The sequence below is a fragment of the Achromobacter sp. HZ01 genome, assembly GCF_003267925.1.
Taxonomy (GTDB): domain Bacteria; phylum Pseudomonadota; class Gammaproteobacteria; order Burkholderiales; family Burkholderiaceae_B; genus Achromobacter; species Achromobacter pulmonis_A.
In genome coordinates, this window is sequence record NZ_LWKV01000003.1 from 118217 (window position 1) to 140384 (window position 22168).

Below are 22168 nucleotides of genomic sequence, written 5' to 3' on the forward strand. Positions count from 1 at the left end.
GCGGCCTCAGATGGGGTCCCAGTCGATCACGTCGGGCGAACGCTCCAACGCATAGAAGTGCTTGCGCATCGCAGGCACGGCGATTTCGGCGATCAGTTCGGGCGTCCAGCCCTCGCCGTGGTGCACGCTGCGCAGCGGCCGCGGCTGGCTCATCAGCATGATCTCGTTGGCGCGCACCGCGAAGATCTGCGCCGTGACTTCGCGGGCCGCGTCGCTGGCCAGGTAGACCGCCAGCGGCGCGACCTTGCCGGCCTCCATTTTCTTGAGCTTCTCGACGCGCGCCTTCTCCGCGTCGGTTTCGGCGGGAATCGAGCTGGTCATGCGGCTCCAGGCGAACGGCGCGATGCAGTTCGAGCGCACGTTGTAGCGCGCCATGTCCAGCGCGATGGACTTCGACAGCGCGACGATGCCGAGCTTGGCCGCCGCGTAATTCGCCTGGCCGAAGTTGCCGATCAGGCCGGAGGTGGACGTCATGTGCACCAGCGCGCCGGACTCCTGTTCGCGGAAATAGGGGGCGGCGGCGCGGCTCATGTAGAACGAGCCGTTCAGGTGCACGTCCAGCACCTGGCGCCATTCCTCTTCGCTCATCTTGTGGAAGACGCGGTCGCGCAGGTTGCCGGCGTTGTTGACCACCGCGTCGATGCGTCCGTACGCGTCGATCGCGGTCTGCACGCAGCGGCTGGCGCTGTCGTAGGCGGCGACGCTGTCGGTGTTGGCCACCGCCTGGCCGCCGGCCGCCACGATCTCCCTGACCACCGCCTGCGCCGGACCTTCCGTGCCGCCTTCGCCCGTCAGCGATACGCCGATGTCGTTGACGACCACCTTGGCGCCGGCCTGCGCCATGGCCAGCGCGATGCTGCGGCCGATGCCGCCGCCCGCGCCGGTAACGATCACCACCTTGCCGGAAACGATACCGCTCATTGAAGCTGACTCCTGTGCCATGTGAAAACAGTTCCGCATCATCCCTTCTGGTTTGCGGGCATGGCCCATGGTAGATTCGTGACGGCATTCGCAGAATTCAAAATTAGAAATGCCCCCCTTCTGCGTGGTGGAACATGAGACATGACCTGACCGACCTGCGTTTGTTTCTGAACGTAGGCGAGACCCTCAACCTGACCCGCGCGGCCGAGCGCACCTTCCTGTCCCTGCCCGCCGCCAGCGCCCGGGTCAAGAACATGGAAGAAGCCTTCAAGGCCCGGCTGCTGGTGCGCATGGCCACGGGCGTGGCGCTGACCCCGGCCGGCGAAGTGCTGCTCAAGCACGCCAACGCCATCTTCCGCCAGCTCGAATGCCTGAACGCCGACCTGCAGCCCTACGCAAGCGGCCTCAAAGGGCGTCTGCGCCTGCTGGCCAACACCACCGCCACCAATTCCTTCCTGGCCGACGCGCTCTCCACGTTCCTGGCCGAGAACCCGGACGTGGACGTGGAGCTGGAAGAGAAGATCTCGGGCGACATCGTCATCGCGATCCGCGCGGGCGCCGGGGACCTGGGCCTGGTGGCCGGCAATATCGACGTCGAAGGGCTGGACGTCACGCCGCTGTTCCGCGACGAGCTCACCGTGGTGACGGCGCTGGACCATCCGCTGGCCGCGCAGGCGTCGGCGCATTTCGTGGACCTGGTGGACAACTACCAGTTCGTCGGCATCCATCCCAACAGCGCCATCCAGAGCTTTCTCGAAGACATCGCCAGCGGCCTGGGCAAACGCCTGTGCCAGCGCGTGCACGTGGGCAGCTTCGAGGCGGTGTGCCGCATGGTCGAAGCCGGCGCCGGCATCGCCGTGGTGCCGCGCGCCTGCGTCGCGCGCTACAGCCGCGCGGACGCGCTGCACGTGCTCCGGCTGGAGGACCCCTGGGCGCTGCGCGACCGCCTGCTATGCCGCCAGCGCGGCCGCGACCTGCCCAGTTTCGCGGAGCGCTTCATCGAGCATCTGCAGCGGGCGGCGCAGGCGTAGGCGCGCCAACCCGCAGCAAGGCCTCCCGGTACTCCGCCGCCAGCTGATCCACCAGCGTCTCCACCGGCAGAATCTCCTGCGCCGCGCCGACTCCCTGGCCCGCGCTCCACACGTCCTTCCAGGCCTTGGGCCGTGAGCTCTTGTCCAGGTTCGGCTCGCGGTCCGCGCCCGCGCCGGCAAGCGCGGCCGGGTCCAGACCCGTGGCCTGGATGCTGGCCGCCAGGTAGTTCGCCGGCACTCCGGAAAAATACGGCGTGTAGACCACGTCGGCGGCCTGCGCCTGCAGCACCATCTCGCGGTAGGCGTCGCCGGCCAGCGATTCCTGCGTGGCGATGAAGCGCGTTCCCATGTAGGCGAAATCGCAGCCCATCACCTGCGCGGCCAGGATGTCCTTGCCGTGGCTGATGCAGCCCGACAGCGCCAGCGGGCCGTCGTAGAAGGCGCGGATCTCGTTGACCAGCGCGATCGGGTTGACCTGGCCGGCATGGCCGCCGGCGCCGGCGGCCACCAGGATCAGGCCGTCCACGCCGGCGGCCAGCGCGCGCTTGGCATGGCGCACCGTGGTCACGTCATGGAACACCAGCCCGCCGTGAGCGTGCATGGCGCGCACCACGGCCTCGGGCGGATGCAGCGACGTGATCACCAGAGGCACCCTGCGCTCGGCGCAGATCGCCAGATCGCCTTCCCAGCGCGCATTGCTGGGATGGACGATCAGGTTCACGCCGTACGGCGCCACCCTGGCCGACGGGTCCGCGCGGCGCCGCGCGGCCAGCCCGTCCTCGATGCGGCTGATCCAGGCGTGCAGCTGTTCCTGGGGCCGGGCGTTGAGCGACGGAAACGTTCCGACGATGCCGGCGGCGCATTGCGCGATCACCAGCTCGGGGCCGGAGACCAGGAACATCGGCGCGCCGATGACCGGCAAACGGGTTTGGGCGTGCAGCGAGGAGGGATTCGTCATCTAGTTGGCCTGAATGTTGGCGGTCTTGATCACGTCGGACCACAAGGCGTACTCGCGGTCGATGCGAGCCTGCAATGCCTTGGAATCGCCGTTGTTGATGGTGTAGCCGCCGTCGGTCATGGCCTGGCGGAACGCGGGATCGGCGGATACCTCGGCCAGCGCGCGCGTCAGCCGCCCGGATACGGCCTCGGGCAGTTTCCTGGGCCCGACCAGCGCGTACCAGCCGACCACTTCGTAGTCCTTCATGCCGGCCTCCATCATCGTGGGCACGTCCGGCAGCTCGGGGTTGCGCGTGCGCGAGGTGACCGCCAGCGCGCGCGCCTTGCCGCTCTTGATGAACGGAATGGCGGTGCTGGTGATGTCGAACATAAAGGTCACCTTGCCGCTGACCACGTCCATCATGGCGGGCGAATTGCCGCGATAGGGCACGTGCAGCATCGGCGCCTGGGCCTGCGATTTCAGCAGCTCGGCCGACAGGTGGTTGGAGGCGCCGATGCCGGCCGACCCGAACGAGACCGCGTCCGGATGCGCGCGCGCATAGCTCACCAGTTCGCCCACGTTTTTGGCCGGGATCTGCGGCCCGATCAGCAGCACGTTGGCGTAGTCCACCACCAGTCCGATCAGCGTGAAGTCCTTGCGCGGGTCGAACAGCGTGCTGCGCTGGACCAGCGGCGACATGGTGAGCGTGGGGCTGGCGGCGAAGCCCAGCATGTAGCCGTCCGGCGCCGCCTTGGCGGTCGCGTCCGAGGCGATCATGCCGCTGGCGCCGGCGCGGTTCTCCACCACCACGGGCTGGCCCAGCTTGTCGCCCAGGTACTTGGCGAACACGCGCGCCGTGGTGTCGACGGGGCCGCCGGGGGAATAGCCCACCAGCAGGCGGACAGGGCGGTCGGGATAGGCGGACTGGGCCCAGGCCGCCTGGCCGGTGGCGATCGTCGCCGCGGCGGCGGCCGCGGCGAACAAGGTCTTGATGCGCATGCTCATGTCTCCTTGTGTGCGTGGCCGGTCGTGCCGCGTGGCGTAGCGCCCGCCTTACGCCAGCCTTTCTCTCAGCGGCTGCTTCAGGATCTTGCCGCTGACTGTGGTGGGAATCGTGTCGATCGGAATGATCTGCGCCGGCCGCTTGTACGGCGCCAGCTGGTTCTGCAGGTGCAGCGCCAGCAGCCGCAGGTCGAGCGCCGCGCCCGGCAGCGGCTCGACGAAGGCGATGACTTCCTCGTTGTGGTCGGCAGTGGCGCGGCCCACCACGGCGGACAGGCGCACGCCGGGAAAGGCGTTGATCACGGACTCGACTTCCAGCGGATAGACGTTGAAGCCGGAGCGGATGATCAGGTCCTTGGAGCGCCCGGAGATGAACAGCGCGCCGTCGGCGTCCACATAGCCGATGTCGCCGGTATGCAGCCAGCCGCCGGGCAGCAGCGCCTGGGCCGTCTGCGCCGGGTTGCGGTAGTAGCCCAGCATCACGCCGGGGCCGCGGATCAGGATGTCGCCGCGTTCGCCGGGCTGGGGCGCGCCGCTGTCGGGCGTGCCGATGCGCAGCTCCACGCCGTCGACGGCGTAGCCGGCGGAGCAGTCGGCGCGCGGCGCGTCGATCGGCGTGATGAACATGGAGCCGGCGTACTCGGTGATGCCGTAGCCGTGGTGCATGGGCACGCCGAAATAGCGTTCCACGTCGCGCTTCTGGGTCGGGTCCAGCGCCGCGCCGCCGGTGTACACGTAGCGCAGCGCGGGCGCGCGCAGCGCGGCCTTGGGTGGGGCCGCGGCCAGCATGCGGCTGAACATGGTGGGCACGCCCTGCAGGATGCTGATGCCCGGGGTGGCGAGCGCGCGGAACGCGTCCTCGGGATCGAAGCGGCTGCGCAGCACCAGGCTGGCGCCGGCCTGCACGGTGGCCATCAGCACCGTGGCGATGCCGAAGATATGCGACATGGGCAGCGCCGCGTAGCCGATGTCCTGCGGACTCAGGCGGCGCGAGGCCGCCGACACCCGGGCGAAGTGCAGCAGGCCCCGGTGCGGCACCATGACGCCCTTGGGCGCGCCGGTGGTGCCGGACGTGTAGATCAGGGTGGCCACGGCCTCGGCCTGCTCGCCCGTCTCCGGCTCGGTGGGCGCGGCGGCCCGCCGCGCCCGGATGCCGGGGCCCCAGACTTCAGGATCGGCCTGATCGGCGCCGGCGGCGTCGGCATGGTCGCGCGCGGCCGGGGAAATGCCGCTGGTGTAGAGCGTCAGTTCCGGCTGCGCGTGCCGGCCGATGGCGTCGATCTCGCGCGCCGACAGCCGGGCGTTCACGCCCACCGGCCAGGCGCCGGCCAGGCTGCAGCCGAACAGGGCCGCGATCATGGCGCTGCAGTTTTCGCCCACGACCATGACGCGGTGGCCGGGCCGCACGCCCTCGCGCGCCAGCCAGGCGGCGACGTCCTGCACGCGCCGCCAGCATTGCGCGTAGCTCAGGATGCCTCCGCCTTCCTCGTACAGCAGGACGGCGTCGGGCTGGCGGCTCGCCTGCTGCGCCAGCAATTGGTGGATGCGGGTGCGGGGAGAAGTCTGCGGCATGGGACGTATCGTTTCGTTCAAAGCGTGGCCTGGGTGCCCAGGATGGCGGTGGACTGGCTCGACAGCGTGCCGCCGTTGCCATGCACCAGCGCCAGCTGCGCGCCGCCGACCTGGCGCGCGCCGCATTCGCCGCGCAGCTGCCGCACCGCCTCGATCATGATGAACACGCCGTACATGCCGGGATGCACGCAGCACAGCCCGCCGCCGTTGGTGTTCACCGGCAGCCGCCCGCCCGGGGCGATGGCGCCGTCGGCGATGAAGTCCTTGCTTTCCCCCTTGGCGCAGAAGCCCAGGTCTTCCAGGAACAGCAGGGTGTTGATGGTGAAGGCGTCGTAGAGCTCGACCACGTCGATGTCGGCCGGCGCGAGCCGCGCCATCTCGAAGGCGCGCCGGCCCGATTCGGCGGCGGCCGTGACCGTCAGGTCCTCCATGGACGAGATCTGGCGGTTCCAGACCGCCGTGGCGTTGCCCAGCACGTAGACCGGCGGGCGCGGCAGGTCGCGCGCGCGGTCGGCGCGCACCAGCACGTAGGCGCCGGCGCCGTCGGTCACCAGGCAGCAGTCGCGCACGCTCAAGGGGTCGGACACCATGCGCGCGGCCAGGATCTGCTCCAGCGTGGCCGGCTCGCGCAGCTGCGCCTCCGGATTCAGCTGCGCCCATTGGTTGGCCGCCAGCGCCACCTGCGCCAGGTGCTCGCGGCGCGTGCCGTACTGGTGCATGTGGCGCGAGGCGGCCAGCGCATAGGAAGACAGCGGGCTGAGCGGGTCGTAGGGCGTCTCGTAGGGCTGCGGGTCGAACTGCTTGCGGACCCGGCCGATCTCGGCGCGGCTCAGCGTGGACGTGCGCTGGGTGCTGCCGTAGCAGACCAGCACCGCGTTGCACTGGCCCGAGGCCAGCGCGTGCAGCGCCGGCAGCAGGTGCGCGACGAAGCTGGAGCCGCCCAGCATGGTGCTGTCGATGAAGCTGGGCCGGATGCCCAGGTGCTCGATGACGGGCATGGCCCACATCGGCGCGGCCACGCTGGCGGTGCAGATGCCGTCGATGTCGCGCATCGAGAGCCCGGCGTCGGCCACCGCGCGCTGCGCGGCCTGCACCAGGATTTCCATTTCGGTGAAGCCGTTCGCCTGTCCCAGGCCGGCGTGGCCCACGCCGGCCACCGCCACGGCGCCGCGCAGATCGTCGAGTGTCATTGCGCCTCCCGATTGGCAGTGGATGCGGGTACGAACACCACCAGGCCGCGCCCGTCCTGCTGCGCCACCTGGGCGCGCACCGCCATGCCGATCCGCACGGCCTCGGGCGCCACGCCCTCCACCCGGCTCATCATCCGGACGCCTTCCTGCAGGTCCACCAGGGCCACGTTGTAGTCGCCGCCGGCTTCGGGCTTGCGCCGCACCACGGTGGTGGCGTAGACGGTGCCGCGCCCGTCGGGCGCGACCCAGTCCAGCGCGCCCGCGCCGCAATGCGGGCAGATCATGCGGGGATAGAACACTGCGCGCTCGCAGCCGGCGCAGCGCTGGATGAGGAAGCGGCCCTGGTCCAGCGCCTGGCGGTATTGCGCCTCGGCGCCCTGGGGCGCGGTTTCCGGGATATCGGCAACGGTCATGATGCGATGGGACTCTTCTGGTGTGGACAGGCCCATAGTGTCGGCACAGGCGCGGCGCAGGGCCATTCTTCATTGCTGAAGCTGGGCTTTTGCCGGCCCGTAGAGTCCGCCGCCCTACGTCCCGCCCGAAGCCGGGCTTCGGCACAGGCAGATTGCCGCCGTGGCCGGGCCGTGGCTAGATAGCGGCAAAGGAGGTAGACCATGAACCTGACCTGGACGCCGCAAGAGCGTCGATTCCGCGAGGAGGTGCGCGCCTTCGCCGAGGCCAAGCTGCCGGCGGACATCCGCGACAAGGTGCTGCGGCACCAACGGCTGGAACGCGACGATTACGTGCGCTGGCACAACATCCTGGCCGACCAGGGCTGGGGCGCGCCGAGCTGGCCCGTCGAACACGGCGGCACCGGCTGGAACGCCTTGCAGCGCCTGATTTTCGAGGTGGAGTGCTTCAAGGCGGGGGCGCCGCGCCTGCTGCCGTTCGGGCTGTCGATGATCGGTCCGGTGCTGATGAAGTACGGCAGCCCCGCGCTGCAGGCCCGCTTCCTGCCGCGCATCCCCCGAGTCGAGGACTGGTGGTGCCAGGGCTATTCGGAGCCGGGTTCGGGCTCCGACCTGGCCTCGCTGAAGACGCGCGCCGTGCGCGACGGCGACGATTACGTGGTCAACGGCCAGAAGACCTGGACCACGCTGGCGCAGTATGCGGACTGGATGTTCTGCCTGGTGCGCACCGATCCCGAGGCGCGCGCGCAGCGCGGCATTTCCATGCTGCTGCTGGACATGGGCTCCCCGGGCGTCACCGTGCGGCCGATCCGCACGCTGGACGGCGGCCACGACGTCAACGAAGTGTGGCTGGAGAACGTGCGCGTGCCCGCGGCCAACCTGGTGGGCGAGGAGAACCAGGGCTGGACCTACGCCAAATACCTGCTGGGCCATGAGCGCACCGGCATCGCCGGGCTGGGCCACTGCCACCGGGAACTGGGCGTGCTCAAGCGCATGGCGGAAAACGCCCGCTCCCATGGACGTCCGCTGCTGTCGGACAGCCGCATGCGCGACCGCATCTCGCGCATCGAGGTGGACATCATGGCGCTGGAGATGCTGCTGCTGCGGGTCGCCTCCAGCAACGACGGCTCGCCCGGCCCGGAGGCCTCGGTGCTGAAGATACGCGGCTCCGAAATCCAGCAGGACCTGGCCATGCTGCAAATGGAAGTGGCGGGGCCGGACGCCTGGCCCTACGACCCGGACTGGATGATCGCCGAATCGGAATATCACGGCCCCGGTCCCGAGATGGCCGCGGCGGCGGGCGCGGGCTATGCCGACATGCGCAAGACTTCCATCTACGGTGGCACCACCGAGGTGCAGAAAGGCATCATCGCCCGCCAGGTGCTGGGCCTCTAGAGGAACGCGACGCATGGACTTCATCTATACCGAAGAACAGCGCATGCTGGCCGACAGCCTGCGCCGCCTGGTGGACCAGGCATGGACCTTTCCCCAGCGCCGCGCCCGGCAGGCCGCCGGCGTGCTGGACCCGCAGGCCTGGGGCGCGCTGGCCGAGCTGGGCGTGCTGGGCCTGAACATTTCCCAGGATTTCGGCGGCTTCGGCGAAGTGCCGGCCAGCCTGCTGCCGGTGCACCTGGAGCTGGGGCGCGGGCTGGTGTCCGAACCCGTCATCCCCAGCGCCGTCATGGGCGCGGCGCTGATCGGGGCCTGCGGCGAGGCGGCGCAGGCGCGCTGGCTGCCGCCGATCGCGGCGGGCGAGGCCATCGTCAGCGTGGCCTACCAGGAGCCGGGCCGCCGCTACGACACCGATCCGCAGGACTGCCGCGCTGTCGAGGCCGCCGACGGCTGGCGGCTGGACGGCGCCAAGCACCTGGTCTGGCACGGCGCGGCCGCCTCGGCCTGGCTGGTGAGCGCGCGCGCCGCCGACGGAACGCCGCTGCTGCTGGCGGTGCCGGCCGATGCCGGCGGGGGGCGCGTCACGGACACGCCCACGCTGGACGGCGCGCGCTGCGCCCGGCTGGATATGGATGGCGTGCGGGTGCCGTCCGAGGCCCTGCTGGCGCGCGGCGAGGCGGCGCAGCAGGCCCTGGCGCTGGCGCTGCAATGGGGCACGGCGGCCTTGTGCGCCCATGCGGCGGGCGCCATGGAGCGGCTGCTGGAGATCACGGTCGATTACCTGAAGACCCGCAAGCAGTTCGGCCAGCCGCTGGCCTCGTTCCAGGCCCTGCAGCACCGCCTGGCCGAGATGCTGGTGGCCAAGGAACTGGCCCTGTCCATGGCCTACGTGGCGGTGGCGGCCCTGACCGAGCCCGACGCCGCGCAGCGCCGGCGCATGATCGCCTCGGCCAAGCTGGAGGCCGCGCGCGCCGGCCGCCAGGTGGCGCAGATGGCGGTGCAGCTGCACGGCGGCATGGGCATGACGGACGAGCTGGAGGTGGGCGACTACTTCAAGCGCCTGACGATGGTGGACCAGCTGCTGGGCGACACCGCCGAACAGCTGGCCGTGCTGGAGGCGCTGGCCTGATGCGCCGCCGGCGCGGCCTTCAGGCCGCGCGCGGCGCCTGGATCTGCTCGATCAGTTCGCGCGCGCAGCCGGGCAGGGCGTCGATGTCGCGCACCAGCAGCTTGCGCTCGCGCACGACCCAGGGCTCGTCCAGCTCCAGCACGCGCAGCTTCATGTCCGCGCCGTAACGGCGCGCGGCCGAGTCGGGGATGACGCCGATGCCCACGCCCGCCTGCACCATCCGGCAGATCGAATCGAAGCTGTAGAGCTGGATGCGCTGCGGCAGGCGCTGCCCGACCCGTTCGAGCTGGTCGCGCAGGAACGCCACCAGCGTGGAGCCTTCGTGCATGGTCACGAACGGATAGCGCACGGCGTCGACCAGCTTGATTTTTTCCTGGTCCTGCAGGGGATGGCCGTTGGGCACCACCACCACCAGCCGGTCGGTGCTGAAGTGGATGGTCTGCAGTTCGGGCGCGTCGACCGGCCCGGCCACGATGCCCAGGTCGGTGGTGCCGTCGAGCACGCCGCGCACGATGTCGCGCGTCAGCCGTTCCTGCAGGTCCACCGTAACCCCGGGGTGGACCGACAGGAATTGCGCCAGGATGTCCGGCATGAACTCGGTGACCGCCGTGGTATTGGCGAAGATGCGGATGTGGCCCGCGTCGCCGTCGGCCTGTTCCTGGAAGTCGTGCTTCAGGTGGTCCACCTGGCGCATGATGACCCGGGCGTGCTGCAGCAGCTTCTGGCCGGCGGGCGTGATTTCCACGCCGCGGCTGTCGCGGTACAGCAGCCGGGTATTCAGCTGGTTTTCAAGCGCCTTGATCCGCACGCTGACCGCCGCCAGGGACAGGTGCGCCCGCTTGGCGGCCTGGGTCAGGCTGGGGGATTCGGCGATGTGGATGAACAGGCGGAGGTCGGCGAGGTCGAAGTGCATGGGCCATATATTACGGCGGGCGGGGCCGATTCAGGCGCCGCAAACCCCGCCTTGAGGAAAAACGAATTCACAACGGGAACGGCTTGCGGGCATGCTTCAGGCTGTGAAAAAACCCACCAGAGGACATGGGAATGACGACTAATGATCCGACCGCCTGGATCGGCAGCGGCGAACGCATGGCGGACGCCATGGACCCCGGCCACGCCGCGCGCATCGCGGCCACCCTGGGCGCGCCCGCGCCGGGCCAGGGCGAGGCCTTGCCGCCGCTGTGGCAATGGGCGTTCTTCATCAGCACGGTAGGCATGGACGGATTGGGGACGGATGGACATCCGGCGCGCGGCGGCTTTCTGCCGCCGGCCCACGACCGCAACCGCATGTGGGCCGGCGGGCGCGTGGAATTCCGCCAGCCGCTGAAGGTCGGCGTGCCGGCCGAGCGGGTGTCGCGCGTCATCGACGTCAAGGAAAAGACCGGCCGCACCGGCGCGCTGCTGTTCGTGACGGTGAGCCACGACTACCACCAGGCCGGCGAGATCGCCATCCACGAAGAGCAGGACATCGTCTACCGCCAGCCCACGCCGCCCAAGCTGGCGGGCAGCGAGCCGGCGCCCGAGGCGCAATGGCGCGACACGGTCGAGCCGTCCTCGGTGCTGCTGTTCCGCTATTCGGCGGTGACCTTCAACGGCCATCGCATCCATTACGACCATCCCTACGTGACCGGCACGGAAGGCTATCCGGGCCTGGTCGTGCACGGCCCGCTCATCGCCACGGAAATGGTCGCGGCCTTCGTGCGCGCCCATCCCAAGGCGCGCTTGACCCATCTTTCGTACCGCGGCCTGCGCCCGCTGATCGCGCCCAGGCCCTTCCAGGCGGCCGGCCGCTTGACCGAGCCGGGCGTGGCCCAGCTCTGGGCCGAGCAGGACGGCACCCTGGCCCACCAAGCCGAACTGAGGTTTTCCGAATGAGCAATCAGGCTCCCCGTCCGCTGGACGGCATCACCGTCGTCAGCCTGGAACACGCCATCGCCGCGCCTTTCTGCACCCGCCAGCTGGCGGACATGGGCGCGCGCGTCATCAAGATCGAGCGCCCCGGCAGCGGCGACTTCGCGCGCGGCTACGACGAACGCGTGCGCGGCCTGTCCTCGCACTTCGTCTGGACCAACCGCTCCAAGGAAAGCCTGACGCTGGATCTCAAGCGCGAGGAAGCCGGCGGCATCATGGAGCGCCTGCTGGCCTCGGCCGACGTGCTGGTGCAGAACCTCGCGCCCGGCGCGGCCGCGCGCCTGGGGCTGTCGTTCGAAACCCTGCACCAGAAGTATCCGCGCCTGATCGTCTGCGACATTTCCGGCTACGGCGAAGGCGGCCCCTACCAGGACAAGAAGGCCTACGACCTGCTGATCCAGAGCGAAAGCGGTTTCCTGTCGGTGACCGGCACCCAGGAAGATCCGGTCAAGGCGGGCAGCTCCATCGCCGACATCGCCGCCGGCATGTATGCCTATTCGGCCATCCTGAATGCGCTGCTGCTGCGCCAGAAGACCGGCCTGGGCAGCCGCCTGGACGTGTCCATGCTGGAGAGCATGGTCGAGTGGATGGGCTTCCCGATGTACTACGCGTTCGAGGGCGGCTCGCCGCCGGTGCGCGCCGGCGCCTCACACGCCTCGATCTATCCCTACGGGCCGTTCCCGGTGGGCGGCGGCGCCACCATCATGCTGGGCGTGCAGAACGACCGCGAATGGCGCGTGTTCTGCGCCCAGGTGCTGCGCCAGGCCGAACTGGCGGAAGACCCGCGCTTTACCTCGAATTCGCTGCGCACCGCGAACCGCGCGGACCTGCGCGCGCTGATCGTGGCGGCCTTCGCCGACCTGTCCATCGAGCAGGTGACCCAGCGGCTGGAGGACGCGCAGATCGCCAACGCCCGCGTCAACGACATGGCCGGCGTCTGGGCCCATCCGCAGTTGCAGGCGCGCGCGCGCTGGAGCCGCGTCGACAGCCCGGCCGGCGAGCTGCCGGCGCTGCTGCCGCCGGCCAGCAGCAGCGCGTTCGCGCCGCGCATGGGCGCCGTGCCGGCGGTAGGCCAAAACACGGATGCGGTGCTAGCATCCTTGGGATACGCGCCCGAGCAAGTGGCGCAATTCCATGCCTCGGAGGTCGTGTGACCCATCCTGTCGTCCGTAGCGCGCTGTTCGTGCCCGCCTCGCGGGCCGAGCGCATTCCCAAGGCGCTGGCCGCAGGCGCCGATACCGTCATCGTCGACCTGGAAGACGCGGTCGAGCACCTGGCCAAGGACGCGGCCCGCGAAGCGCTGTGCGATTTCCTGGGCACGCATCCGGGCGTGCGGCTGTGGGTGCGGATCAACGACGCCTCCACGCCCTGGCACGACGACGATCTCAAGGCCTGCCGGGGCAAGGCCGGCGTGGCCGGCATCCTGCTGCCCAAGGCCGAAAGCCTGGCGCAGGTGCGCCACGTGGCCCAGACCGGGCTGCCGGTGATCCCGCTGCTGGAAACCGCCCAGGGCATACTCAACGCCGCCGAGGTCGCGGCCACGCCCGGCGTGGCGCGGCTGGCCTTCGGCAGCCTGGACTACGGGCTGGATCTGGGGCTGGCGCCCGACACGCCGGGCGCCGCGGCGGTGCTGGACCAGGCGCGCGTGCAGGTGCTGCTGCACACCCGCGCCGCCGGCCTGGCGCCGGCGCTGGACGGCGTGTTCCCCGGCGTGCAGGACCAGGCCGGGCTGGCCCAGGCCGCCGGCCGCGCACAGCAGATGGGGTTCGGCGGCATGCTGTGCATTCATCCGACGCAGGTCGGCATCATTCATGCGGCCTTCGTGCCGGCGCCCGATGAGCTGGACTGGGCGCGCCGCGTCGTCGCCGCGCACCGCGATACCGCGGCCGGCACCTTCATGCTGGATGGCAGGATGGTCGACGCCCCGGTCGTCGCGCGCGCCCGCGTGGTGCTGGCGCAGGCGGGGGAATCCGGCGCCTAGCCGGCAGCTCTTTCCGGCGGCCCCATGCGAGAAGCGCTCTTCATCGGACATACCTACATCGACGTCACCGTGCTGGCCGACCATTGGCCCAGCGGCGACGAGAAGAGCGTGGCGCGCGACTACGCCGTGTCCTTCGGCGGCAACGCCGTCACGGCCGCGTTCGCCTGCGCGCGCCTGGGCATGCCGCCCGACCTGATCTGCACGCTGGCACCCGACTGGCTGGGCCACATGTACAGCGACATGGCGGCGGCGCATGGCGTGTCGGTGCACGCGCGCCAGGTGCGGCGCTCGTCGCTGTCGTTCATCATGCCCAACGGCGGCAAGCGGGCCATCGTGCGCGCCCGCGACACGGAATACCTGAACGATTTTCCGCGCCTGGACATCGGCGGCTACCGCGCCCTGCACCTGGACGGCCACCAGCCCGATGCCGCGCTGCACTACGCGCGCGCCTGCCGCGAGGCGGGCGTGCTGACCTCGCTGGACGGCGGCGGCGTGCGCGAGAACACCGATGAACTGCTGCGCTACATCGACGTGGCGGTCTGCGCCGAGCGCATGTGCGAACAGCTCGGCCTGTCGCCGCAGGAAATGCTGGACCTGCTCAAGGCGCGCGGCTGCCGCATCGGCGCCGTGACGATGGGCGAACGCGGCATGCTCTGGTACGACGAGAGCGGCACGGTGGCCACGCTACCGTCGCTGGACGTGCCCGCCGCGCGCATCGTCGACACCTCGGGAGCGGGCGACGTGTTCCACGGCGCCTATGTCTGGTCCTATCTGAACCGGCCCGAACAGCCCTGGGCGGAACACTTCACCTTCGCGCGCGCCGCGTCCGCCCACAAGATCCAGCACCTGGGCAACGAGGCGGGCCTGCCGCGGGTCGAGGACGTGGAGCGGGCGATGATGCGTTTTGCGCCGAAGGCGTGAGGGTGTAGCGCGCGATTGTCTGAATAAGAACTCAAGTCTCGAGCGCGCGTAACCCATCGGCCGGCGCAAGCCGGCATTCTCCTGGTGAAAAGAACTGGCCTCTTGCCACGAAAATCGGCGGCTTGCGCCGCCTGATGGGTTACGCGCGGTTGAGATATGCGTTCTTGCTTAAGGATTCTCGCGCTGCACCCATCCTACGCAACCCGCGCTATCGCCTGGTCGTGGATTTCGCCGAGCCAGTCGTCCAGGCGCCTGCCTTGCAGCGTCAGGTCGGGGGCCAGGTCGCGCAGCGGCAGCAGCACGAAGGCGCGCTGGTGCATGCGGGGATGGGGCAGGGACAGGCGCTCGTGCGCCATGGCGGTGTCGCCGTACAGCAGCAGGTCCAGGTCCAGCGTGCGCGGCGCGTTCTTGTAGGGGCGCTGGCGGCCGTGGCGGTTTTCCAGCGCCTGCAGCGCATCCAGCAGCGCCAGCGGGGCCAGGCGCGTGTCCAGCGCCGCGACCGCGTTGACGAAGTCCGGGCCGGTCGCTTCCACCGGCGCGCTGCGGTAGAACGGCGAAGCCGTCACCGCCAGCACGCCTTCGGTGTCGCGCAGCTCGGCCAGCACCTGGCGCAGCGTGGCCGCGCCGTCGCCCAGGTTGGCGCCCAGGCCGACGTAGGCGCGCGCGGGGGCGGTCGCCATGTCAGCCGGCGCTGGGCGCGCTGCGCGGGCCGGAACGGCGCGGGCGGCGGCGCTTGCGCGGGGCCGGGGCGTCGCCGGCGTCGCGCGGCTGGCGCGCGACTTCTTCGATCATTTCGGCGCGGGCCACGTCGTCGGCGTTGGCCAGGTCCATCCACCATTGCGCCAGCACGCTGTCGAACTCGCCGGCGGCGGCGCGCAGCTGCAGGAAGTCGCAGGCCGCGCGGAAGCGCGGCTGCTCGATCATGCGGAAAATGCTCTTGCCCATGCGGCGCTCGAAACGCGGTTGCATGAACCAGATCTCGCGCATGTCCGAGGAAAAGCGGCGCTGGATCGCGAGCTTTTCGGTCTGTTCGTCGAGCACCGAGTCGGCCGCCTGCGACAGCGCCGGTATGGTGTGCTCGCCCTGGGCGCGCAGCTGCTTCCAGCGCACGTCCACCTGCTGCCACAGCAGCGCGGCGAACAGGAAGCTGGGGCTGATGGTCTTGCCCGCGCGCACGCGCGCGTCGGTGCGTTCCAGCGCCAGTTCCACGAAATGCTCGCCGCCGGGCTGCTCCAGCACCACGTCCAGCAGCGGCAGCAGGCCTTTGTGCAGGCCGTCGGCGCGCAGCTGGCGCAGGCAGTCCATGGCATGGCCGCAGGTCAGCAGCTTGAGCATTTCGTCGAACAGGCGCGAGGCCGGCACGTTCTCGATCAGGTCGGCCATCGTGCCGATGGGTTCGCGCGTGGCCGGGTCGATGGAGCCGTTGAGCTTGGCGGCGAAGCGCACCGCGCGCAGCATGCGCACCGGGTCTTCGCGGTAGCGCCGGGCCGGATCGCCGATGATGCGGATCTGGCGCTTCTTCAGGTCGGCCACGCCGTTGTGGTAGTCGATGACTTCCTCGGTATGCGGGTCGTAGTACAGCGCGTTCATGGTGAAGTCGCGGCGCTTGGCGTCTTCTTCCTGGGTGCCGAACACGTTGTCGCGCAGGATGCGGCCGTGCTCGTCGGTCTCCTGGTCTTCCGAGGCGGGCGCGCGGAAGGTGGAGGTCTCGATGATCTCCTGGCCGAACACCACGTGCACCAGCTGGAAGCGGCGGCCGATGATGCGGGCGCGGCGAAACAGCGGCCGGATCTGCTCGGGCGTGGCGTTGGTGGCGACGTCGAAGTCCTTGGGTTCCAGGCCCACGATCAGGTCGCGCACGGCGCCGCCGACGATATAGGCCTCATAGCCATGCTGGCGCAGGACCTCGCAGACCTTGATGGCGTGGCGCGACACGTTGCGGCGGTCGATGCCGTGCTTGTCGCGTGCGATGCGCTGGGGTCCCCGGGGAGCCGGCGCGAACAGTCGGCCGACGAATTTTTTTATGGTTTCTGTGATCATTTAGGACTTCGCATCTTCCATGTGGTCGAACAAGTCGATCACTTGCCAGCCGCGTTCCTGCGCGATCTTGCGCAGGGTGGGGCTGGGGTTGGCGGCGATCGGACGGGTGACTTTCTCGAGCAGCGGAACATCGTTTACCGAATCGCTATAGAAGAACGATTCGGAGAAATCCGCAAGTCCCAGGTCCATGCCGGCCAGCCAGTGGTTGACGCGCAGGACCTTGCCTTCCTTGAAACTGGGGATGCCGAGGATGCGGCCGGTGTAGCGCCCGTGCAGGTATTCCGCGTCGGTGGCCACCAGGTGGGGCACGCCGAAGGCGCGCGCGATGGGCGCGGTGACGAAGCTGTTGGTGGCGGTGACGACCGCGCACAGGTCGCCGGCTTCCAGGTGCGATTGCACCAGCTCGCGCGCCGCCGGCGTCATGGACGGGCGGATCACCTCGTTCATGAAGGACTCGTGCCAGGCGGCCAGGTCGTAGGGCGCGTGCGCGGCCAGCAACCCGAGCATGAACTCGGCGGCCTGTTCGGCGGTGAGTTCGCCGCGGTTGTAGCGGTCCATCAGGTCGTCGTTGCGGCGGCGGGCGGCGTCGGGATCGCCCGCGCGGCCCGTGCGTGCCAGATAGTCGGCCCATTGATAGTCGCTGTCGAGCGGCAACAGGGTGTGATCCAGGTCGAACAGGGCGAGACGTCGGGAGGTCATTTGGGTTGCGAATCAGGGTCTGCGAGCATGGCGCGCAGCAGGGGCAGGGTGATGGGACGGCCGGTGGCCAGGGAATAGCGGTCCAGCGCGTCGAGCAGCGCCGTCAGCTTGCGGATGTCGCGTTCGTGGTGCGTGAGCATCCAGTTGATGATTTCCGGCGCCAGCTGCATGCCGCGCTCGGCGGCCTTGGCCGACAGGGCCGCCAGCTTGTCGGCGTCGGAAAGCGGATCGAGGCGGAAGACCAGGTCCCAGCCCAGGCGCGTGCGCAGGTCCTCGCGCAGCGGCATGGACAGCGGAGCGCGGTCGCCGGCCAGCGCCAGCGCGAAGGCGCGGCCGGTGGCCGCGGATTCGCGCCAGCGGTTGTACAGCGCGAACAGCGCCGCCTGGCGGCTGTCGTCCATGCGGTGCACGTCGTCGACGGCCACGAACTTGGGCATGGGCGACTTGGAATCGGCCTCGGCCAGGCGGCGCAGCATGTTTTCGCCGGTGGGGGCGTCGATGTAGACGGCGTCGCGGCGCGCGGTCAGGGCGCGCAGCAGGTGGCTGCGGCCGCAGCCCGCGGCGCCCCAGATGTACAGGGCGCGGCCGGGCGCGAGCGCGCGCACGGCGGCGAGCGCTTCGCCGTTGGGGCCGGCAATATAGTTGTTCAGCGATGGCGCTGGCGCGGGAAGAACGTCGAGCAGCAGCTGGCGGTTCATGAGAGCTTATCAATCAGGCTTTTGCGAAAGCGGGCGGTCCACATGGCGGGATTTCCGCGAGCGACTGGCCGGGTAGCGCGTCACCGGGGCCGAAAAGCCAAAAAACGGGTCCGGCGAACCCTACACTTTAAACCACCTGGGGCAGCGGTGTCGCGCCGGCCGGAAAGGGCCTGCCGGCGCGCGTTCCCGGCGCCCCGGGCGGCTTATCCCTGCCCGGGCCCGCAACATCGTAAAATGCAGGGCGTTCCACCCAAATCCCAGCAATTGTTACATACCCCACGGCATTTCACATGACGAATCAACCTACCGCCCCTCTGACCTACCGCGACGCCGGTGTCGATATCGACGCAGGCGACGCCCTGGTCGACCGTATCAAACCGCTTGCGGCCCGCACCATGCGTGCCGGAGTGCTGGCCGGTATCGGCGGCTTCGGCGGCTTGTTCGAAGTGCCCAAGACCTTCAAGGAGCCGGTGCTGGTCTCGGGCACCGACGGCGTGGGCACCAAGCTGCGCCTGGCGTTCGACTGGAACCGCCACGACACCGTGGGCATCGACCTGGTCGCCATGAGCGTCAACGACATCCTGGTGCAGGGCGCCGAGCCGCTGTTCTTCCTGGATTACTTCGGCTGCGGCAAGCTCTCGGTGGACACGGCGGCGGCGGTGGTGGGCGGTATCGCCAAGGGCTGCGAACTGTCGGGCTGCGCGCTGATCGGCGGCGAGACCGCCGAAATGCCGGGCATGTACCCCGACGGCGAGTACGACCTGGCCGGCTTTGCCGTGGGCGCGGTCGAAAAATCGGCCATCATCACCGGCAAGGCCATCAAGGCCGGCGACGTGGTCCTGGGCCTGGCGTCCAGCGGCGCGCACTCCAACGGCTACTCGCTGCTGCGCAAGATCCTGGAACGCGCCAACGCCAAGCCCGACGACGATTTCCACGGCCAGCCGCTGGCCGACGTGGTCATGGCCCCGACCCGCATCTACGTCAAGCAGGTGCTGGCCGCGCTGGCCAAGCACGGCGCCGCCATCAAGGGCCTGGCCCACATCACCGGCGGCGGCCTGCTGGACAACGTGCCGCGCATCCTGCAGCCCGGCCTGTCGGCCAGGCTGCACCGCGCCAACTGGGAAATGCCCAAGCTGTTCCAGTGGCTGCAGCAGCAGGGCGGCGTCGAAGACACCGAGATGTACCGCGTGTTCAACTGCGGCATCGGCATGGTGCTGGTGGTGGACCCGGCCCAGGCCGAAGCCATCGCCGCCACGCTGCGCGAGCAGGGCGAAACCGTCAGCACGCTGGGCGAAATCGTCGAGCAGCAGGAAGGCATGGCGCAGACCTTCGTCGTCTGACCGCCGTTTTTCGCGGAAAGAAAACCGCAAGGCCCGATGAGGGGCTTGCGGTTTTTTTTCGTCCCGGCCGATCGTCAGTGCGGCAGGACGGCCGCCACCGCGTCTATGGTCCGCGCCACGGCGTCGGCCGCCAGGCAGTCCACGATGACGCGCCCGGGTTGGGCGCGCAGCCAGGTAATCTGGCGCTTGGCCAGCTGGCGCGTGGCGGCGATGCCCTGTTCGCGCGCGGCGTCCAGGTCGATCTCGCCGTCCAGGTGCGCCCACATCTGGCGGTATCCCACGCAGCGCACGGAAGGCAGGCCCGGATGCAGGTCGGCCCTGGCGTGCAGGCCGCGCACCTCGTCGAGCAGGCCCTGTTCCAGCATGGCGTCGAAGCGCTGCGCGATGCGCGCATGCAGCGCGGCGCGGTCCGAGGGTTCCAGGCTGATGGTGAGATAGCGGTGGGCGCCCTCATCGGGCTGGCGCTGGCCGCGCAGCAGCAGGGCGGACATGGGCTGGCCCGAAAGCATGCAGACCTCGAGCGCGCGCTGGATGCGCTGGCTGTCGTTGGGCGCCAGCCGCGCCGCGGTGGCCGGGTCGAGCCGCGCCAGTTCGGCATGCAGCGCCGGCCAGCCTTGCTGCGCCGCGCGCGCCTCGAGTTCGGCGCGCAGCGCCGGATCGGCCTGGGGCAGGTCGTCCAGGCCGTCGCGCAGGGCCTTGTAGTACATCATGGTGCCGCCGGCCAGAAGCGGAATGCGGCCGCGCGCGCGGACCTCGTCGATCAGGCGCAGCGCGTCGGCCACGAACTCCGCCGCCGAGTACGACTGGGCCGGATCGCGGATGTCCAGCAGGTGCTGCGGCACCAAGGCCTGTTCGGCCGGCGAGGGCTTGGCCGTGCCGATGTCCATGCCGCGATAGATGGTGGCCGAGTCCACGTTGACGATTTCCAGCGGCCAGCGCCGCGCCAGCGCCAGCGTGGACGCGCTCTTGCCGGCCGCGGTGGGGCCGGCCAGGCAGATCACCGGCGGCGCCGGATGGGATAGGGAAGCGGAAGACAAGGCTATTGCCCGCGCAGGAAGAGTTTGTCCAGGTCGGACACCGACCACTGCACCCAGGTCGGGCGGCCGTGGTTGCACTGGTCTGCGCGTTCGGTCGCTTCCATCTGGCGCAGCAGCGCGTTCATTTCTTCGAGCGTGAGCTTGCGGTTGGCGCGCACCGAGCCGTGGCAGGCCATGGTGGCCAGCAGTTCGTTGCGCTGTTCGGTCAGCAGGCGCGACACGCCCACCGCGCCCAGGTCGCGCAGCACGGCGCGCGCCAGGGTTTCGATGTCGCCGCGCGCCAGCAGCGCCGGCACGCTGCGCACCGCGATCGAGGTGGGGCCCGACGGACGCAGTTCGAAGCCGAGTTCATCGAGCTGCGCTTCGAACTCCTCGACCAGCGCCACGTCCTTTTCCTGGGCGTGGAACACCACCGGCACCAGCAGGTCCTGGCGCGGCAGGCTGCGCGCGTCCAGGGCCTGCTTGAGCTGTTCGTAGACCACCCGTTCGTGGGCGGCGTGCATGTCCACCAGCACCATGCCGCGGCGGTTCTGCGCCAGGATGTAGATGCCGTGCAGCTGCCCCAGCGCCATGCCCAGCGGATGCTCTTCGTCGGCGGGCAGGGGCGCGGCCGGCGCCGCCGCTGCCGGAGCGGGCTCGCGCAGGGTCTGGGCCTTGGGAGCCATGCCGTCGTCCAGCGGGCGGTAGAGCGATTTCCAGTCAGCCGCCGGTATGCCGGCGGGCTCGGCGTGCAGCCGGAACGGGACCTGGGTGTGCGGGCGTTGCGGCGCGGGCGAGGGCCGCAGGCCGTAGGATGCCGCGGCGCCGCCGTCGTGGGACGGCCTGGCGGGCTCGGCGGGACGGGGCGCGGGGGCCGGGGTCGAAGCCGGCGGCGCAACGGCCTGCGTCTCGAAGCCGGCGTCGTCCGGTTCGTTTGGCGTCACCGCCGACGAGCCGCCGGTCTGCGCCAGCGTCTGGCCGACGGCATGGGACACGAAGCGATGCACCGCGCCGCTGTCGCGGAAGCGCACCTCGTGCTTGGCGGGGTGGACGTTGACGTCGACCGCGGCCGGATCGATGTCCAGGAACAGCACGTAGGCCGGCTGGCGGTCGCCGTGCAGCACGTCCGCGTAGGCCGCGCGCAGCGCGTGGCTGACGGTGCGGTCGCGCACGTAGCGGCCGTTGACGTACAGGTACTGGCGGTCGGCCCGGGCGCGCGCGGCGGTGGGGCGGGTGATCATGCCGGCCAGGCTGACATTGCCCACCGAGTGCGACAGCAGCAGGCCGTGCTCGGCGAACTCGGCGCCCAGCACGTCGCGGATGCGCTGCGGCGGCTCGGCCGGCAGCCATTGGCGCTGCGCGCGGTCGTGGTGGAACAGGCGGAACGCGATCTGCGGGTGCGCCAGCGCGATGCGCTCCATCGCGTCGACGCAATGGCCGAACTCCGTGGCCTCGGAACGCAGGAACTTGCGGCGGGCCGGCACGGCGTCGAACAGCTGGCGCACGTCCACCGTGGTGCCGGGCGGGCCCGAGGCGGGGCTGACCTGCATGCTGCCGGCGTCGATCTGCCAGGCATGCTCGCCGTCGCGGGTGCGGGAAATGATGCTTACCTGCGCCACCGACGCGATCGAGGCCAGGGCCTCGCCGCGAAACCCCATGGAAGCCACCGACTCCAGCTCGTCGAGCGAGCGGATCTTGCTGGTGGCGTGGCGCGCCAGCGCCAGCGGCAGTTCCTCGGGCGGGATGCCGCCGCCGTCGTCCGTGACGGCGATGCGGCGGATGCCGCCGCCTTCGAGCCGCACTTCGATCGCGCGCCCGCCCGCGTCGATCGCGTTCTCGAGGATTTCCTTGAGCACGGAAGCGGGCCGCTCGATGACCTCGCCGGCAGCGATCTGGCTGATCAGCAGGTCGGGAAGCGCAAGAATGGAACGGCGGTCGGTCATGTGGCTGGATATTTCTGGCATGGCTATGCGGACGA

General features: G+C 70.1%; 21 protein-coding genes. 8 read left to right on the forward strand and 13 right to left on the reverse strand.

The window, feature by feature from the left end; all coding sequences use genetic code 11:
- Positions 1-6: 6 nt before the first annotated feature.
- The gene (locus A6B37_RS16585) at positions 7-921 is read right to left on the reverse strand and encodes an SDR family NAD(P)-dependent oxidoreductase (RefSeq protein ID WP_102775485.1); all 915 of its coding nucleotides are present in this window, start codon (positions 919-921) and stop codon (positions 7-9) included.
- Between the two features lie 134 nt (positions 922-1055).
- Between A6B37_RS16585 and A6B37_RS16590 the strand changes: the two genes are divergently transcribed.
- Positions 1056-1952, forward strand: coding sequence for a LysR substrate-binding domain-containing protein (locus tag A6B37_RS16590; protein ID WP_102775486.1), 897 nt, complete (start codon positions 1056-1058; stop codon positions 1950-1952).
- Here A6B37_RS16590 and A6B37_RS16595 read toward each other — a convergent pair.
- Genes A6B37_RS16595 through A6B37_RS16615 form a run of 5 tightly spaced genes read right to left on the reverse strand, consistent with a single transcriptional unit; the run spans position 1918 to position 7066 of the window.
- Positions 1918-2910 carry a nitronate monooxygenase family protein gene (locus tag A6B37_RS16595; RefSeq protein WP_111826397.1) on the reverse strand — a complete coding sequence of 331 codons (993 nt, stop codon included), beginning with the start codon at positions 2908-2910 and terminating at the stop codon, positions 1918-1920. The two genes, A6B37_RS16590 and A6B37_RS16595, sit on opposite strands and share 35 nt — an antisense overlap.
- Positions 2911-3888 (reverse strand): tripartite tricarboxylate transporter substrate binding protein, encoded by a 978-nt coding sequence (locus tag A6B37_RS16600; protein ID WP_111826680.1) that lies wholly within the window; start codon positions 3886-3888, stop codon positions 2911-2913. It lies immediately after the preceding gene.
- Positions 3889-3942: 54 nt separating this feature from the next.
- Positions 3943-5463, reverse strand: coding sequence for a class I adenylate-forming enzyme family protein (locus tag A6B37_RS16605; protein WP_111826398.1), 1521 nt, complete (start codon positions 5461-5463; stop codon positions 3943-3945).
- A 17-nt stretch (positions 5464-5480) separates the two neighbouring features.
- Positions 5481-6653: a thiolase gene (locus A6B37_RS16610; protein ID WP_102775490.1), complete on the reverse strand. Its 1173-nt coding sequence runs from the start codon at positions 6651-6653 to the stop codon at positions 5481-5483.
- A complete protein-coding gene (locus A6B37_RS16615; RefSeq protein WP_102775647.1) occupies positions 6650-7066 on the reverse strand; it encodes a Zn-ribbon domain-containing OB-fold protein in 417 nt (138 codons plus the stop codon). Before A6B37_RS16615 ends, A6B37_RS16610 begins: the two co-directional genes overlap by 4 nt.
- A gap of 201 nt (positions 7067-7267) precedes the next feature.
- Between A6B37_RS16615 and A6B37_RS16620 the strand changes: the two genes are divergently transcribed.
- Together A6B37_RS16620 and A6B37_RS16625 are read left to right on the forward strand one after the other, a co-directional pair.
- Positions 7268-8458 (forward strand): acyl-CoA dehydrogenase family protein, encoded by a 1191-nt coding sequence (locus tag A6B37_RS16620; RefSeq protein WP_111826399.1) that lies wholly within the window; start codon positions 7268-7270, stop codon positions 8456-8458.
- A gap of 13 nt (positions 8459-8471) precedes the next feature.
- Positions 8472-9584, forward strand: a complete 1113-nt coding sequence (locus A6B37_RS16625; RefSeq protein WP_111826400.1) for an acyl-CoA dehydrogenase — start codon at positions 8472-8474, stop codon at positions 9582-9584.
- 19 nt (positions 9585-9603) lie between these two features.
- Here the strand turns inward: A6B37_RS16625 and A6B37_RS16630 are convergent, their stop codons facing one another.
- Positions 9604-10497, reverse strand: a complete 894-nt coding sequence (locus A6B37_RS16630; protein WP_111826401.1) for a LysR family transcriptional regulator — start codon at positions 10495-10497, stop codon at positions 9604-9606.
- A 131-nt stretch (positions 10498-10628) separates the two neighbouring features.
- On the opposite strand from A6B37_RS16630, the gene A6B37_RS16635 reads away from it, so the two are divergent.
- From A6B37_RS16635 to A6B37_RS16650, 4 genes are read left to right on the forward strand one after another with little or no spacing between them, the layout of a single operon-like run.
- A complete protein-coding gene (locus tag A6B37_RS16635) occupies positions 10629-11459 on the forward strand; it encodes a MaoC family dehydratase N-terminal domain-containing protein (RefSeq protein WP_111826402.1) in 831 nt (276 codons plus the stop codon).
- The gene (locus A6B37_RS16640) at positions 11456-12649 is read left to right on the forward strand and encodes a CaiB/BaiF CoA-transferase family protein (protein WP_111826403.1); all 1194 of its coding nucleotides are present in this window, start codon (positions 11456-11458) and stop codon (positions 12647-12649) included. Before A6B37_RS16635 ends, A6B37_RS16640 begins: the two co-directional genes overlap by 4 nt.
- The gene (locus tag A6B37_RS16645) at positions 12646-13476 is read left to right on the forward strand and encodes a CoA ester lyase (RefSeq protein WP_111826404.1); all 831 of its coding nucleotides are present in this window, start codon (positions 12646-12648) and stop codon (positions 13474-13476) included. The genes A6B37_RS16640 and A6B37_RS16645 overlap by 4 nt, the downstream gene beginning before the upstream one ends.
- A gap of 24 nt (positions 13477-13500) precedes the next feature.
- Positions 13501-14397 (forward strand): sugar kinase, encoded by an 897-nt coding sequence (locus A6B37_RS16650; protein WP_102775496.1) that lies wholly within the window; start codon positions 13501-13503, stop codon positions 14395-14397.
- Between the two features lie 194 nt (positions 14398-14591).
- Here the strand turns inward: A6B37_RS16650 and A6B37_RS16655 are convergent, their stop codons facing one another.
- From A6B37_RS16655 to hda, 4 genes are read right to left on the reverse strand one after another with little or no spacing between them, the layout of a single operon-like run.
- Positions 14592-15077: a 2-amino-4-hydroxy-6-hydroxymethyldihydropteridine diphosphokinase gene (locus A6B37_RS16655; protein ID WP_111826405.1), complete on the reverse strand. Its 486-nt coding sequence runs from the start codon at positions 15075-15077 to the stop codon at positions 14592-14594.
- Between the two features lies 1 nt (position 15078).
- On the reverse strand, positions 15079-16437 hold the full coding sequence (gene pcnB, locus A6B37_RS16660; protein WP_102775498.1) for a polynucleotide adenylyltransferase PcnB: 1359 nt from the start codon (positions 16435-16437) through the stop codon (positions 15079-15081).
- A complete protein-coding gene (locus A6B37_RS16665; protein ID WP_102775499.1) occupies positions 16438-17136 on the reverse strand; it encodes an HAD family hydrolase in 699 nt (232 codons plus the stop codon). It lies immediately after the preceding gene.
- On the reverse strand, positions 17133-17834 hold the full coding sequence (hda, locus tag A6B37_RS16670; RefSeq protein WP_102775500.1) for a DnaA regulatory inactivator Hda: 702 nt from the start codon (positions 17832-17834) through the stop codon (positions 17133-17135). The genes A6B37_RS16665 and hda overlap by 4 nt, the downstream gene beginning before the upstream one ends.
- Before the next feature lie 290 nt (positions 17835-18124).
- Between hda and purM the strand changes: the two genes are divergently transcribed.
- A complete protein-coding gene (purM, locus tag A6B37_RS16675; protein ID WP_111826406.1) occupies positions 18125-19174 on the forward strand; it encodes a phosphoribosylformylglycinamidine cyclo-ligase in 1050 nt (349 codons plus the stop codon).
- Between the two features lie 74 nt (positions 19175-19248).
- Here purM and miaA read toward each other — a convergent pair whose 3' ends face one another.
- The gene (gene miaA, locus A6B37_RS16680) at positions 19249-20211 is read right to left on the reverse strand and encodes a tRNA (adenosine(37)-N6)-dimethylallyltransferase MiaA (RefSeq protein WP_168202232.1); all 963 of its coding nucleotides are present in this window, start codon (positions 20209-20211) and stop codon (positions 19249-19251) included.
- Between the two features lie 2 nt (positions 20212-20213).
- Positions 20214-22133 carry a DNA mismatch repair endonuclease MutL gene (gene mutL, locus A6B37_RS16685; RefSeq protein WP_102775503.1) on the reverse strand — a complete coding sequence of 640 codons (1920 nt, stop codon included), beginning with the start codon at positions 22131-22133 and terminating at the stop codon, positions 20214-20216.
- Positions 22134-22168: the final 35 nt, after the last annotated feature.

What these genes read in the sequence shown, in the direction of transcription:
- A6B37_RS16665 (WP_102775499.1), bottom strand. Translation starts at nt 17,136, where the DNA reads ATGACCTCCCGACGTCTCGCCCTGTTCGACCTGGATCACACCCTGTTG.
- A6B37_RS16595 (WP_111826397.1), bottom strand. Translation starts at nt 2,910, where the DNA reads ATGACGAATCCCTCCTCGCTGCACGCCCAAACCCGTTTGCCGGTCATC.
- hda (WP_102775500.1), bottom strand. Translation starts at nt 17,834, where the DNA reads ATGAACCGCCAGCTGCTGCTCGACGTTCTTCCCGCGCCAGCGCCATCG.
- A6B37_RS16600 (WP_111826680.1), bottom strand. Translation starts at nt 3,888, where the DNA reads ATGCGCATCAAGACCTTGTTCGCCGCGGCCGCCGCCGCGGCGACGATC.
- A6B37_RS16635 (WP_111826402.1), top strand. Translation starts at nt 10,629, where the DNA reads ATGACGACTAATGATCCGACCGCCTGGATCGGCAGCGGCGAACGCATG.
- A6B37_RS16655 (WP_111826405.1), bottom strand. Translation starts at nt 15,077, where the DNA reads ATGGCGACCGCCCCCGCGCGCGCCTACGTCGGCCTGGGCGCCAACCTG.
- A6B37_RS16640 (WP_111826403.1), top strand. Translation starts at nt 11,456, where the DNA reads ATGAGCAATCAGGCTCCCCGTCCGCTGGACGGCATCACCGTCGTCAGC.
- A6B37_RS16650 (WP_102775496.1), top strand. Translation starts at nt 13,501, where the DNA reads ATGCGAGAAGCGCTCTTCATCGGACATACCTACATCGACGTCACCGTG.
- purM (WP_111826406.1), top strand. Translation starts at nt 18,125, where the DNA reads ATGACGAATCAACCTACCGCCCCTCTGACCTACCGCGACGCCGGTGTC.
- A6B37_RS16625 (WP_111826400.1), top strand. Translation starts at nt 8,472, where the DNA reads ATGGACTTCATCTATACCGAAGAACAGCGCATGCTGGCCGACAGCCTG.
- A6B37_RS16630 (WP_111826401.1), bottom strand. Translation starts at nt 10,497, where the DNA reads ATGCACTTCGACCTCGCCGACCTCCGCCTGTTCATCCACATCGCCGAA.
- A6B37_RS16585 (WP_102775485.1), bottom strand. Translation starts at nt 921, where the DNA reads ATGAGCGGTATCGTTTCCGGCAAGGTGGTGATCGTTACCGGCGCGGGC.
- pcnB (WP_102775498.1), bottom strand. Translation starts at nt 16,437, where the DNA reads ATGATCACAGAAACCATAAAAAAATTCGTCGGCCGACTGTTCGCGCCG.
- A6B37_RS16605 (WP_111826398.1), bottom strand. Translation starts at nt 5,463, where the DNA reads ATGCCGCAGACTTCTCCCCGCACCCGCATCCACCAATTGCTGGCGCAG.
- mutL (WP_102775503.1), bottom strand. Translation starts at nt 22,133, where the DNA reads ATGACCGACCGCCGTTCCATTCTTGCGCTTCCCGACCTGCTGATCAGC.
- A6B37_RS16590 (WP_102775486.1), top strand. Translation starts at nt 1,056, where the DNA reads ATGAGACATGACCTGACCGACCTGCGTTTGTTTCTGAACGTAGGCGAG.
- A6B37_RS16610 (WP_102775490.1), bottom strand. Translation starts at nt 6,653, where the DNA reads ATGACACTCGACGATCTGCGCGGCGCCGTGGCGGTGGCCGGCGTGGGC.
- A6B37_RS16615 (WP_102775647.1), bottom strand. Translation starts at nt 7,066, where the DNA reads ATGACCGTTGCCGATATCCCGGAAACCGCGCCCCAGGGCGCCGAGGCG.
- A6B37_RS16620 (WP_111826399.1), top strand. Translation starts at nt 7,268, where the DNA reads ATGAACCTGACCTGGACGCCGCAAGAGCGTCGATTCCGCGAGGAGGTG.